The following is a 12,604-nucleotide window of genomic DNA, read 5'->3' on the forward strand; positions in this document are numbered from 1 at the left end:
CTGTGCAACGACGAAAAAGAAGATTGTAAACCTTTCGAATTTGACAAGACCAAGGCACCGGCTTTTCTCTTAGGATCTTAGGAAGACATGCGCCTTCTGGTTCATCGCTTGATTTATCGCACGGTACCTTGGTCTTGTCAAATTCGAAAGGTTTACAATCTTCTTTTTCGTCGTTGCACAGCTCAACTTTTTTTAATTCACACTTAAACTCAGCGTCATCTTTTTTTGTACACGTTGTATTGCCGTCCTTTGTTACACAATCCATTTCACCTATAGATTTAATAGGCTTTCTTGCCTTCACAATATCCTCACCATTAATTCCACATAGGTCATAAGCCAACTTTACTTCATTTCTAGCGAGCTCGCCAGCTTTGCCACTAGCTTTTTTGCTAGGCTTACCGCATGCAGAAAAGAGCAGAGAAAGACAAACAAACAAGCTTACACATTTTTTAAATTGTAATGTCATCATATTATTTCCTCTTTTGTTTTTATCTATCGGTTTTGACAGATTCAGATTTAGATATTAGGGGAATGTGAACTATATATTGCTTCACAAATGAAACTTTCCCTCTTTTATTTTAACGCCACTTTTTTTGTTTTGCATTTATAAGAAAATCAGTTATACCAAATCGAGTCTTGGAAAGTCAACTATACCAAATTAAAGAGTTTTTGACAAATCAAACTACAATTATTGTAATTATATCAAAGTTTTTAACAATCTAACCTAAAATCATCAAAGATTATAATCAAAAATCTCCTCAACTACGTGTAAGTAACCAGCAGATATCTCTCGCAAGCGCCTCCGCCAACATCAACGTCTCTGCCGTCGTCACCTTCAGCGCCTCCCCCTTCCCAGCCATCGCCTTCTTCGCCGCCTACTCAGCCACCACAACAAACGCATCCACCACCCCCTTCGCCTTCAGCTTCGCCCAAAGCATCCACCCCCTCATCCCACCCAGTATCCCACACCACCATCACCGTCTCCGCCGCTTCCGCCGCCACCTTCGCCATCTTCGCCGCTTCCACTGCCCACACTGCTCTCTCTTCTATTATCGACGTTGGCGATGGCAGGCGTTGTGGTGTCGTGTGTAATTCGGAAAAGAAATGACAAAATAGAATTAAATTGTTAAACTGATGTTATAATAATAATGTCAGTAAAAATGGGACAGCATGTATATGAAAATAGCGCTAGCGCAAATGCGCGTTAAACAAGGAAACCTCCAAGCTAATTATCAAAATTTAGCGTTGCTTACAAAGAAGGCTAAGAACTTAGGCGCGGATTTGATAGCTTTTCCTGAAATGTGCATATCAGGTTATTTAATGGGTGACAGATGGACTGAAGATGAATTTGTAAATGAGCTTTTATCGTACAACAATAAAATAAATTATTTGGCAAAAGAAACCGGCATCATTATTGTTTACGGCAATATTAATATTGGAAACGGAAAAAACGAAGACGGTAGAATAAGAAAATATAATGCTGTTTATGTAGCGCAGGACGGAAATCTTATTGTAAGAAGAAAAAGTTTGCTTCCTAATTATAGGATGTTTGACGATAAAAGATATTTTTCTTCGGGAATTCAGGAATCTGAATCATTAAGTACTTGCGAAGTGGTAACACTTTCTGACGGAACGAAAATAGGTTTGGAAATTTGCGAAGATTTGTGGTGTAATGATTATAAAAATAATCCTACGCAAGAGCTGATTAAACAGGGGGCAGAGTTTATTATAAATATCTCGGCATCCCCGTTTTCTGTAGGAAAATCAATAGCAAGAGACAATAGAATAAAAGAATTGGAAAATTTAACAGGCGACAAATTCGTGCCGTTCTATTACGTAAACTGTGTAGGCGCACAAAATAATGGCAAATCCATAGTTACATTTGATGGCGATAGCAGAGTTTATTCTAATTCGGTAAAAAGGCAGTGGACATCTTTCATTTATAATTCCAACCAAGGATCATTTGACAGAGGAATACAATTTGAGAATTTTGAATCTTTTGAAATACCTCCTTATCAGGAAGGATTGATTGTAATAAATGACGACTCTTATCATGCGTGTATCGCCGAAGATTTTTCGTTTCGAAGGAATACTCGTAAAAATCTTTCTCAGATAGAGCAGAAGTTTTTAGCGATACAAGAAGCCTATAAATCTATGGATGAAACGCTGGGCAGTCCTAAATATGTATTTGGATTATCCGGTGGTATAGACTCGGCATTGAATATGGTTCTATGTTCTTTGGCGTTAGGAAAAGATAAAATTCTAGCTTATAATCTTCCAACATTGTATAATTCAGACAAAACAAAACAGACAGCTTTAGAATTGTGCGCTAAGATTGGCATCCGGTTAAAATTTATTACAATCAACAATATCTTAAAAGAGTTTAATAAAGCTTTAACTCAAACTCAGGGTTCCAATCTCAAATCTATAACGGAAGAAAATCTCCAAGCAAGAATTAGGACTGTAATTTTAATGGCGCAGACTTCAGAAAATAATGCCGTATTGATTAATAATACAAATAAAGTAGAACTTGCCCTAGGGTACGGAACTCTTTATGGCGATTTAGCGGGCGCATGGTGTCCTCTAGGGGACTTAACGAAAGTAGAAATATGGGAAATGTCGCGTTATATAAATTCTTCTTACGGACAAATAATACCTCAAGAGCTAATACCTGACGAGAACTATAAGTTTAATTCTAGCCAGATACCGCCTTCTGCAGAATTAAAAGAAAACCAATTCGACCCTATGATATGGGGTTTTGATGATTGGCTCTTGGAACAATTCATGGAATACAAAAAACAGATGCCGGAAAAAATACTTAAAACATATCTTGATAGAAAAAATAGTCATGTTAAAGAAAATGATGTGTTTGATAAATACGGCATGGGAGACGCCGTTAAGTTTATTGAGCATATCGAGTGGTTTTTTAATAAATTATATGCCAATGTGTTCAAACGTATTCAAGCTCCTCCTGTACTGGTATTGTCGAAATCGGCGTTTGGAGGAGACTATAGAGAATCGCAGTATAAGTATGAGTTTAGCGACAATTGTCAAAAGTTAAAAATGGAGATATTGCAAAGCGATTGATGCGAGAGGATTTATGGTTATTTAAAATATCTCAGAAGGGTAATTGTTTAGAGGTATAAAAATGGCAGATGTTATAGTTCACATAGGGAGGTTTCAACCACCTACGCTTGCCCATTTGGAAATAATAAAAAAAGCGCAAAGTTTAGCTAAAAAAGTCATAGTAATAGTAGGCTCTGCAAAAAAAGCAAGAAGCGTTTGCAATCCTTGGACATCTCTGGAAAGAATTGAAATGTTGCGTTCTACTAAAGAAATTGACCATAAAAGACTGATTATTGCGCCAATACCAGATAGTAACTATGACTTCTCATGGTGGTTGGCCGAAGTTGAAAAAATAGTAAAACAAAATACAAATTCAGACGATAGTATTGGTGTGATAGGATATAAAAAAGATGATACTAGTTACTATTTGGATTATTTTCCAAAATGGAAATTTGTTGAAATGCCTAAATTATACAGCGGTTTATCTGCAACGCAGGTAAGAGAAAGATTGTTTGAAAACAATTATGTTTCGCATGTGACCGATGAAATTGGTAAATGGCTAACTAATTGGATTGTAAATAATGATGTTATTTATTCCACTTTAAAAGAAGAGTACCATTATATCAAAAAATATAAGGATATGTGGAAGTCCACGCTTTTTACGCCTGTCTTTGTGACTACGGACGCAATTGTAATCTGTAAAGAAAATATTCTTTTAATACGAAGAGGCAATAATCCCGGAAAAAATCTTTATGCAATGCCCGGCGGTTTTTTAGAGCAAACAGAATTTATAACGGATTGCGCTATAAGAGAATTGAGGGGGAAAACTAGAATTGACGTTGATAATAACGCTCTTAAAAAGAGTTTGTCTTTTGTAAAAGTATTTGATGATCCGTTTAGAGATCAAATGGGAAGAAGTATTGCGCATGTTCATTTGTTTAATCTAGAATTAAGCAAGTTTCCAAACGTTAAACTTTCTGACAGCGCTAGCGATGTTAGATGGATGTCCATCAAAAATTTAGACGAGTTGCAAGATAAATTTTTCGGCGATCATTATCAGATTATCAAAAATGTGTTAATGTTCTAGCGATGACCTCAACACTTCAAGGTCGGATTAGCTTTATCTTGTGGATGAAAAACTGCCCGACCTGGACTCGAACCAGGAGACTCCTGCTCCAGAGGCAGACGTGTTACCAATTACACCATCGGGCAATTCATTTTTTAATCTATGGCAAATTATACCAAAAAGTTAGTTTTTTGGCAAAATTTGCATTAAGGTTTTTTGAACAGCGGAAGTGGCGGGAATAGAAAATGTTACTAGGTTTGTATTATGTTGTGAGCTATTACATTACCTTGCGTTTTTCTGTATGTCATGATATAATAACTCTCGGCTAGAGAAAGGGGAAAAAAGAAGCGAGGAGGGAGAGGATGATCGCAACGATAAACGATAAAATATATATCCTTCGCTCGTTTTGCGTTAAAAGCATAAAATTTGTCTTGGATTGAATTTGATTTACCAAAATATGAAAATCGCAATTGAGCGTTAAGGAATTAAAAACATGTCAGGTCATAATAGATGGGCAGGTATTAAACACAAAAAAGCTGCAACTGATGCAAAAAAAGGCAAAGTCTTTACAAAGATTATAAGAGAAATAGTAGTTGCCGCTAAAGAAGGCGGAGCGCAAATTGAACATAATGCTCGCCTGAGAAAAGCTATAGAAGCCGCTAAAGAAGCAAATATGCCGCAGGATAATATAAAAAAAGCTGTACAGAGAGGCAATGGAGAAATCCCTGGCGCGGTTTATGAAGAAATGGTTTATGAAGGATACGGACCTGCCGGCGTAGCTTTGATTGTTGAAATTACAACTGACAACAAAAATAGAACAGCGTCGGATATAAGAAAAATATTCTCAAGTCATAGGGGCAACCTCGGCGAAACAGGTTGCGTAGGATGGATGTTTGATAGGAAAGGATATATAACGGTCAATAAATCAACAGCGGTTGAAGAAACTGTGATGAATATAGCGTTAGAAGCAGGAGTAGAGGACTTTAAGAGCGAAACGGATAGCGATGTGTATGAAATTATTACGTCTCTTGCAGATTTAGATAAAGTGAAAAATACTTTAAAAGAAAAAAACATAGAAGTTGCATCTGCCGAAATATCGATGATTCCGCAAACTCAAATTGCGCTTACAGGCGATGATGCAAGCTGTATGTTAAAACTTATGAATGAATTAGAAGAACATGACGACGTTAAAAATGTTTACGCAAATTTTGATATTTCCGGTGAAGATATGGAGAAATTGGATGTGTAAGCATCCTATAAAAAAATGAGAGTGCTTGGAATTGATCCGGGTCTTTCTCTTACGGGGTGGGGAATTGTTGATGCTTTTTCTAGAGATAAAATTAATCCGGTACAGTATGGTTGTATCAAAACAAGTCCGCCTGTTCCGCTGATAGAACGGTTACAGTACGTACATACAGAGATTCAGACTATCATAAATAAATATAAGCCCGAAGCTGTTGCTATAGAGGAAATATTTTTTCTAAAAGCAGCAAGCAGCGTCGCATCCGTAGGACAATCAAGAGGCGCAATAGTTTTAACTGTTTCAATGAACAAACTTCTATTGTTTGAGTATAATCCTAGAACTGTTAAGATGGCTCTTACAGGATACGGTTCGGCGGATAAACATCAAATACAACACATGGTAAAAACTTTTCTAAAACTTAAAGAAATACCAAAACCTGACGATGCTGCAGACGCTCTTGCAATAGCGATATGCCATGTTAATACCGTAAAATGGGCTTCAAAAAGATAAGGAAGGACGTTGTTTATGATAGATTATTTATGTGGAACGCTGAATTCAAAATCAACAAACAGTGTGACTGTTGACGTAAACGGCATAGGTTACTCGATAGCAATTACAATGTCTTCATTCTCCAAACTCCCAGAAATAGGAAGCGCAATAAAAGTATATGTTGCGGAAGCCGTTGCAGGTATATATGGCGGGGTCGTATATTTGTATGGCTTTCTTTCTAAAGAAGAAAGAGAAATGTACCTCCTTATAAAAGATGAAGTGCCAGGCACGGGCGCTAAAAAAGCTATGGAGTATGTTGATAAAATTTCTAAATCTTTTGCAGACTTTAAAACAGCTGTAATCACTAAAAATCCGTCTATGTTAAATGGTATTTTCGGTTTTACAAAAAAGACTGCCGACAAACTTATTGCCGCTTTAAAAGATAAAATTGTTGCGGTAAATACCATAGGGCAAGAGAAGTGGTCAGGCATAAAAATTAATGAGAATTCAATATTTTCTGACGCAATAGAAGGTCTTGTCGCATTAGGGTATAAAGAACAGCAGGCAAGGGTCGCCGTAACAAAAACTTACGAACATAATGAAAATATTGCGCTAGAAGATTTGATAAAAAAATCTCTACAGGATTTATAATGGACGAATTGGAAAGAATTGTCGAAGCCGCTAGGATTGACGAAGAAGACAAAGTAGAAAACTCTTTAAGACCGCAAAGTCTTGACACTTTTATAGGTCAGGACAAGCTCAAAAAAAACCTTAAAGTTTTTATAGAAGCCGCAAAAAATAGGAGCGAAGCTTTAGATCACTGCTTATTCTATGCTCCTCCGGGACTTGGAAAAACAACACTTTCTCACATAATTGCGAAAGAAATGGGTAGCAATTTAAGAATGACATCAGGTCCTGTTTTGGAAAGAGTAGGGGATTTGGCGGCCATTCTTACAAATCTTTCGGAAAGAGATGTGTTTTTTATAGATGAAATTCATAGGATGAATCATCTTGTGGAAGAGTCTTTATATCCCGTTATGGAAGATTTTGAACTCGATATTATAATAGGGCAGGGACCTTCAGCCAAAACAATTAAACTTCCTGTTCATCGTTTTACGTTAATAGGCGCCACAACGAGAGCAGGGCTTTTATCAAGTCCTCTGAGAGACAGATTTGGTATTATAGAACATTTAGATTTTTACGAAATAAAGGAGCTTATACGCATAGTAAATCGTTCCGCGGCAATAATGAATATCGCAATCGATGAAGACGCAAGCGAAGAAATTGCAAAACGCTCAAGAGGCACGCCAAGAATTGTTAATAGACTTTTAAAGAGAATTAGAGATTTTGCCGAAATAAAAGGCGGTAAAATTACGCGCCTCATCGCCGAAGAAGCGCTTGGGGCTTTAGAAGTTGATAGCGCAGGTCTTGATAAAATGGACAGGCTTATTCTTACAGTTTTAATTAAAAAATTTGGTGGCGGTCCGGTGGGTGTTGATACTATAGCTGTCGCTATATCGGAAGAGTCAGACACCATAACTGATGTTTACGAGCCATATCTTATTCAATCCGGATTTATTGCAAGAACGTCAAGGGGCAGAGTTGTAACAGAAACAGGCTATAATCATATCGGCATTGACCCTCCAAAAAACTTCCAAAAGGAGTTGCTCTAGGCATAAATATGAATGAAATTTCTAAAAAGAAAGTATTACTTCATGTTTGTTGCGCTCCATGTTCTGCATCCGCTGTAAAAATGCTAAGCGTTGAATACGGGATTTCTTTTTATTGGTACAATCCCAATATTTACAATGAACAAGAATACAAAGACAGAAAAGATTCTGCGATAAGGTACGCAAAAGAATTAAATATATCGTTTCGCGAGGAAGAAGATTTTCTTTACAATTACGAGAACTGGAAAAATAAAAGTTTAGAGCAGTGCCATATTTGCTATACTTTTAGACTTGAAAAAACTGCAATATTTGCCAAGCAAAACAATTTTGATTTTTTCACAACTTCGCTTCTCTCGAGTCTATATCAAAAACATGATTTAATAAAGCAAATAGCCAATGATTTGGCTGATAAATACAAAATAAATTTTTTATATTGTGATTTTAGATTTGGTTTTTATGAAGGAAAAAATTTATTAAGACAAAAAGGATATTACATACAAAAATACTGCGCATGCAATAAATCTTATAGAGAGAGATTTGACAACAAATGAAAAAAATATTTGCATGCGCATTATTAGCATTATCGTTATGCGCAAATGCGCATAGCATAGACAAAGTTCAAAAAAATATAGCCGTGGGCATAATACTTGATGCCTCTTCTTTTACGACAGGAAGTTCAAAAGACTTCATTGTTTCAGATTCCGCTAAAAAACAATTAAAGCTTACAAAGGGCATCACTACTGTTGCATGTTCTTCAAAAGGCGTTCGTATAGGCGCACACAATCTAGTTTTACCTGTAACAATAAAACCTTCAAACGGCATAATTTTTGCTAACTCCAAACCATATGCAGGTTATTTAAAATTGATTAAATCAGATCAGAAAATAAGCATCATTAATGTTTTAACTGTAGAAGACTATGTCAAAGGGGTGTTGCCGAAAGAGATGGTATCTACTTGGGTCATAGAAGCTTTAAAAACGCAAGCTGTTATAAGTAGAACTTATACGCTTAGTAATTTATGCAGACATAAGCGACAGGGATTTAATATGTGCGCTACAACGCATTGTCAGGTTTACGGAGGACTGCGAGATGAAGTACCTACAACAAATCAAGCCGTTCAGGAAACTCAAGGAGAAGTCTTAACATACGACGGTAAATTTGCTCAAACACTTTTTCACGCCGCTTGCGGAGGTCGCACGGACAATCCGAAATACTTATGGAAATGGGAAGCTCCTTATTTAAAGGGCATAAAATGCAGTTATTGTCACAAAGCTCCACATATAAAATGGGAGCAAGAGATAGATGCAAATTTAATAAGTAAAAAACTTGCAAATAATGACATCGGCAAAATAAAGAAGATAAAAGTTAAAGGAAAAACTTCATCAGGAGCGGCAAAAGAACTTGAAATAATACATTCCAAAGGCAAAACTATATTAAATGCCTATAAATTCCGTCTTGCGGTTGACGCGCATAAAATAAAAAGCCATGTTTTCAATTCTATCAAAACAAACGGCGATAAAATTTATTTTAAAGGCAAAGGCTGGGGACATAAAGTGGGTTTATGCCAATGGGGCGCTAAAGGTATGGCTGAAAAAGGCAAAACATATAAAAAAATTTTAGAGTATTTCTATCCCGGAACAAAAATAGAAACAGTAATTTATAAATAAATGACAAATCATGACAATATTTTATTAAACTATAATTATGAAATCCCGGAAAGTCTTATTGCTCAAAAGCCGGTTGAAAATAGGCAAGATTCCAAACTTTTCGTTATCGACAGAGCGTCTGAAAAGTTTTATCATAGAAGGTTTTCCGATATTATTGAATATTTTAATTCTGGCGACTGTCTTATAATTAATACCACAAAAGTAGTGCCGTCGAGACTTTTTGGCAAAAAAATCAGCGGGGGAAAAGTAGAACTGTTATTTCTTGATCCTTGTCAGCAAAGTGAAGAATATAAAGTTTTATTAAAACCGTTTATTGCCATAGGTAAAAAAATATATTTTGATGACGGGTACGAATGCGAAATATTGTCAAAAACAGAACTTGGAGAAACTTTAGTTAAATTTAACAAATCGGGAGTTTTGGAATTTTTGCAGGATTACGGCATCATGCCGCTTCCGCCTTACATCAACAGAAAGGGCAATCTTGCTCAAGAATTATCAGACTTCGACAAACAAAGATACCAAACAATCTATGCCAAAAATTTTGGCGCTATAGCAGCCCCTACAGCGGGGCTTCATTTCACTGACGACATTTTAACATGTCTAAAAGAAAAAGGCATAAATATTGCAACTTTAACATTACACGTAGGATGGGGAACTTTTAGACCTATAACTGCAATGGAATTAAATAATCACAATATGCTTCCTGAAAAATTTACATTAGATAAAACAAATGCCGAAATTATAAACTCTGCTATAAAAACCAATAAAAAAATTATTGCCGTCGGCACTACTTCCGTAAGAGCAATTGAAACCATTGCAAAGAAAGTTGGATTTTTAGAAAACGATAAAACATACATGCAAGGATGTTCAGGCGAAACATCAATTTTTATATATCCGGGATATAAATTTAAAATCATAAATACACTTATCACAAATTTACACTTACCGAAATCAACGCCTCTCATGATGACAAGCGCGTTTTCTTCAAGGAAACTTATGCTTAGAGCATATAAGGAAGCCGTACAAAAAAAATACAGGTTTTTTTCATACGGCGATTCGATGCTTATTTTGTAATAATGACAAGTCTTAATCATCTTTGCTACCAAATACTCCAACGGACTATGTCTTCCATTTCTTTAACATCTCTATACTCTTTGTGTATCTTTTAGTTTTTTTGTTAAGTCGCGCCAAGTTATCTCTTATGCTATTGTTAGTACTTTCACTCAAAACAAAGCAATGTCATTTTTTTAAGGCGTTTTGGTTGATTTTATATATGAAAAGTACCCGTTTTTGGTTGATTTTTGTCCGTAATCTTTGTCTGATTTTAGAGTTGCTGAAAAATCTCAAACACATATTGCGCATTTTGAAAGTTGGTATAAGGTTTGACAGTTTCTTATTTTTTAGATACCATGCTCGTGGTCTTTAGACATGAAATTTGAAAAGGAAATCCCGGAAGGTCTTATTGCTCAGAAGCCGGTTGAAAATAGGCAAGATTCCAAACTTTTCGTTATCAACAGAGCGTCTGAAAAGTTTTATCATAGAAGGTTTTCCGATATTATTGAATATTTTAATTCTGGCGACTGTCTTATAATTAATACCATAAAAGTAGTACCGTCGAGACTTTTTGGCAAAAAAATCAGCGGGGGAAAAGTAGAACTGTTATTTCTTGATCCTTGTCAGCTATCACAAATTTGCACTTACCAAAATCAACGCCTCTCATGATGGCAAGCGCGTTTTCTTCAAGAAAACTTATGCTTAGAGCATATAAGGAAGCCGTCGGAGTATGTGGTGAAAATATATAGTATAGTGAACTGTCGTGCGATATTATAACATTGTAATGTGGAGGGATTATGGCTGATAAGTTTTCTTTTGATATTGTTTCCGAAGTGGACATGATGGAAGTGGATAATGCTGTTAATCAAGCGCAAAAAGAGCTTGCAAACAGGTTTGATTTTAAAGGCAGTAAATCGTCCATAGAATTGAATAAAAACGATAAGAAAATAACACTTGTAGCGGACGACGATTTTAAAATGAAGGCTTTGAAAGATATTTTGGAGGGTCGTTTTGCAAAGAGAAGCGTTTCTATAAAATCTTTAAATTATAAAGCTCAAGAAAATGCTTTTGAAGGATATATCAGACAAACAGCTGAAATTATTTCAGGGTTGCCGACGGATAAAGCAAAGGAACTTTCAAAGATCATTAGAGATTCAAAGATAAAAGTACAAACGCAGATAGATGGCACGAAAGTGAAAGTGATTTCGCCCAAAAAAGATGATTTACAACAAGTGATAGCTTATTTAAAAGAAGTGTCTTTTTCATTACCATTGCAGTTTACAAATTACAGATAGGTGATTTGAAATACCTGTCAGTAGAGATAGAATATTGATAGTTGACGACGAACAAGGAGAACATCGTCGTTTATTCAAGCAGATTTAAGAGATGTTTTAGTATTTGTCGCGCAAATTGCCCAGTCTATAAATAATGCCAAACTTTATGAAAAGCTTACTGTGAAAACTGCGGAATTTCAACAACTTTCAGCCACTTTAGATACTGCAAAAAGGAAATCCAATAAAAAGGAAATCCAATTTTTGGAAAAAGATGTAAATTTATGTCCTTAAAAAATAAAATCATTAGTGTTATTTCTGAAAAAATTGTTTTTCCCGGTCGGTCGCTTTGCAGATGTCGAGATGGAGTAGCTTTGTTTACAGATGGACTTTTGCCCGGAGAATCGGCAGATGTTCTTGTAATAAAGGATAAAAAAACTTTTAGAGAGGGTTTGCTAAAAAATATTACTTCAAAGTCAAATGAAAGAGCGCTTCCGTTGTGTTCGTCGTTTGGTTTTTGTGGCGGATGCTCTTTTCAAAATACTTCTTATGAAAATCAGGTTAACTATAAACGGGAATTTGTATCTGAACTTTTAAATTTTACAGGAATAGGAGTTTCAAAAATGTTGGTTAGTCCGCAAATTTGGTATTACAGAAATAAAATGGAATTTAGTTTTTTTGATAATGAAAACAGCGCAGACTTAGGTCTTCACCATAAAGGAAGTTTTGATAGGTACGTTTCGGTTCCTCCGTGTTTTATTGCTGACAAAGATTTTTTACAAGCTACAGAAATTGTAAAAGATTTTGCAAATGAAAATAATCTCCATGCTTATAATAATAAAACGCATGAAGGGGTTTTTAGGCATTTGGTTTTACGTAAAGCCCAAAATAACAATCAGTTCCTTATAAACGTAGTTACAAGCGCCGCCGGCAAGATAGCTTTCCTCGAATCTCTTGTAAAAGATCTCGGAAATATTGCGCATAGTGTTTATTGGACGTCAAACGACAGCTTGTCGGACGCGGTTGTGTCTGACAAGCTGACTCTTATGTTTGGGAAGCCGTTTATAACTGAAAAACTGA

Annotated in this window: 14 protein-coding genes, 1 tRNA gene and 1 pseudogene; 13 read left to right on the forward strand and 3 right to left on the reverse strand. The window is 35.8% G+C overall.

Features of this window, described 5'->3' with window-relative positions; translation table 11 throughout:
* On the reverse strand, positions 1–469 hold a 469-nt coding region (locus LE180_RS04150; RefSeq protein WP_374134209.1), incomplete at its 3' end, for a hypothetical protein.
* A 410-nt stretch (positions 470–879) separates the two neighbouring features.
* Complete coding sequence (locus LE180_RS04155) at positions 880–1,035, reverse strand: hypothetical protein (RefSeq protein ID WP_374134210.1); 156 nt, start codon at positions 1,033–1,035, stop codon at positions 880–882.
* Positions 1,036–1,176: 141 nt separating this feature from the next.
* On the opposite strand from LE180_RS04155, the gene nadE reads away from it, so the two are divergent.
* Positions 1,177–3,087, forward strand: coding sequence for an NAD(+) synthase (gene nadE, locus LE180_RS04160; protein ID WP_374134211.1), 1,911 nt, complete (start codon positions 1,177–1,179; stop codon positions 3,085–3,087).
* Positions 3,088–3,148: 61 nt separating this feature from the next.
* The gene (locus LE180_RS04165; RefSeq protein ID WP_374134212.1) at positions 3,149–4,153 is read left to right on the forward strand and encodes an NUDIX domain-containing protein; all 1,005 of its coding nucleotides are present in this window, start codon (positions 3,149–3,151) and stop codon (positions 4,151–4,153) included.
* Between the two features lie 52 nt (positions 4,154–4,205).
* Here LE180_RS04165 and LE180_RS04170 read toward each other — a convergent pair.
* A tRNA-Gln gene (locus tag LE180_RS04170) sits at positions 4,206–4,278 on the reverse strand.
* A 347-nt stretch (positions 4,279–4,625) separates the two neighbouring features.
* On the opposite strand from LE180_RS04170, the gene LE180_RS04175 reads away from it, so the two are divergent.
* The 11 genes and pseudogenes from LE180_RS04175 to LE180_RS04225 all read left to right on the forward strand — a co-directional run.
* Positions 4,626–5,381, forward strand: coding sequence for a YebC/PmpR family DNA-binding transcriptional regulator (locus LE180_RS04175; RefSeq protein ID WP_374134213.1), 756 nt, complete (start codon positions 4,626–4,628; stop codon positions 5,379–5,381).
* Between the two features lie 15 nt (positions 5,382–5,396).
* Positions 5,397–5,885 carry a crossover junction endodeoxyribonuclease RuvC gene (gene ruvC / locus LE180_RS04180; protein WP_374134214.1) on the forward strand — a complete coding sequence of 163 codons (489 nt, stop codon included), beginning with the start codon at positions 5,397–5,399 and terminating at the stop codon, positions 5,883–5,885.
* A 15-nt stretch (positions 5,886–5,900) separates the two neighbouring features.
* On the forward strand, positions 5,901–6,515 hold the full coding sequence (gene ruvA, locus LE180_RS04185; RefSeq protein WP_374134215.1) for a Holliday junction branch migration protein RuvA: 615 nt from the start codon (positions 5,901–5,903) through the stop codon (positions 6,513–6,515).
* Between the two features lie 8 nt (positions 6,516–6,523).
* The gene (gene ruvB, locus LE180_RS04190) at positions 6,524–7,537 is read left to right on the forward strand and encodes a Holliday junction branch migration DNA helicase RuvB (protein ID WP_374134221.1); all 1,014 of its coding nucleotides are present in this window, start codon (positions 6,524–6,526) and stop codon (positions 7,535–7,537) included.
* Between the two features lie 8 nt (positions 7,538–7,545).
* Positions 7,546–8,085, forward strand: a complete 540-nt coding sequence (locus LE180_RS04195; RefSeq protein ID WP_374134216.1) for an epoxyqueuosine reductase QueH — start codon at positions 7,546–7,548, stop codon at positions 8,083–8,085.
* Positions 8,082–9,200, forward strand: coding sequence for a SpoIID/LytB domain-containing protein (locus LE180_RS04200; protein ID WP_374134217.1), 1,119 nt, complete (start codon positions 8,082–8,084; stop codon positions 9,198–9,200). The genes LE180_RS04195 and LE180_RS04200 overlap by 4 nt, the downstream gene beginning before the upstream one ends.
* The gene (gene queA / locus LE180_RS04205; RefSeq protein ID WP_374134218.1) at positions 9,201–10,274 is read left to right on the forward strand and encodes a tRNA preQ1(34) S-adenosylmethionine ribosyltransferase-isomerase QueA; all 1,074 of its coding nucleotides are present in this window, start codon (positions 9,201–9,203) and stop codon (positions 10,272–10,274) included. It abuts the gene before it with no gap.
* A gap of 354 nt (positions 10,275–10,628) precedes the next feature.
* The gene (locus tag LE180_RS04210) at positions 10,629–10,922 is read left to right on the forward strand and encodes an S-adenosylmethionine:tRNA ribosyltransferase-isomerase (protein ID WP_374134219.1); all 294 of its coding nucleotides are present in this window, start codon (positions 10,629–10,631) and stop codon (positions 10,920–10,922) included.
* The gene (locus LE180_RS04215; RefSeq protein ID WP_374134222.1) at positions 10,922–11,002 is read left to right on the forward strand and encodes a hypothetical protein; all 81 of its coding nucleotides are present in this window, start codon (positions 10,922–10,924) and stop codon (positions 11,000–11,002) included. The genes LE180_RS04210 and LE180_RS04215 overlap by 1 nt, the downstream gene beginning before the upstream one ends.
* A gap of 48 nt (positions 11,003–11,050) precedes the next feature.
* Positions 11,051–11,548, forward strand: coding sequence for a YajQ family cyclic di-GMP-binding protein (locus LE180_RS04220; RefSeq protein WP_374134220.1), 498 nt, complete (start codon positions 11,051–11,053; stop codon positions 11,546–11,548).
* A gap of 260 nt (positions 11,549–11,808) precedes the next feature.
* Positions 11,809–12,604, forward strand: a pseudogene (locus LE180_RS04225) (hypothetical protein); the annotation flags it as partial.

Origin of the sequence: Candidatus Endomicrobiellum pyrsonymphae, assembly GCF_020328025.1 — a bacterium.
Classification (GTDB): domain Bacteria; phylum Elusimicrobiota; class Endomicrobiia; order Endomicrobiales; family Endomicrobiaceae; genus Endomicrobiellum; species Endomicrobiellum pyrsonymphae.

What these genes read in the sequence shown, in the direction of transcription:
- LE180_RS04215 (WP_374134222.1), top strand. Translation starts at nt 10,922, where the DNA reads ATGGCAAGCGCGTTTTCTTCAAGAAAACTTATGCTTAGAGCATATAAG.
- ruvA (WP_374134215.1), top strand. Translation starts at nt 5,901, where the DNA reads ATGATAGATTATTTATGTGGAACGCTGAATTCAAAATCAACAAACAGT.
- LE180_RS04165 (WP_374134212.1), top strand. Translation starts at nt 3,149, where the DNA reads ATGGCAGATGTTATAGTTCACATAGGGAGGTTTCAACCACCTACGCTT.
- LE180_RS04220 (WP_374134220.1), top strand. Translation starts at nt 11,051, where the DNA reads ATGGCTGATAAGTTTTCTTTTGATATTGTTTCCGAAGTGGACATGATG.
- ruvC (WP_374134214.1), top strand. Translation starts at nt 5,397, where the DNA reads ATGAGAGTGCTTGGAATTGATCCGGGTCTTTCTCTTACGGGGTGGGGA.
- LE180_RS04195 (WP_374134216.1), top strand. Translation starts at nt 7,546, where the DNA reads ATGAATGAAATTTCTAAAAAGAAAGTATTACTTCATGTTTGTTGCGCT.
- queA (WP_374134218.1), top strand. Translation starts at nt 9,201, where the DNA reads ATGACAAATCATGACAATATTTTATTAAACTATAATTATGAAATCCCG.
- nadE (WP_374134211.1), top strand. Translation starts at nt 1,177, where the DNA reads ATGAAAATAGCGCTAGCGCAAATGCGCGTTAAACAAGGAAACCTCCAA.
- LE180_RS04210 (WP_374134219.1), top strand. Translation starts at nt 10,629, where the DNA reads ATGAAATTTGAAAAGGAAATCCCGGAAGGTCTTATTGCTCAGAAGCCG.
- LE180_RS04175 (WP_374134213.1), top strand. Translation starts at nt 4,626, where the DNA reads ATGTCAGGTCATAATAGATGGGCAGGTATTAAACACAAAAAAGCTGCA.
- LE180_RS04200 (WP_374134217.1), top strand. Translation starts at nt 8,082, where the DNA reads ATGAAAAAAATATTTGCATGCGCATTATTAGCATTATCGTTATGCGCA.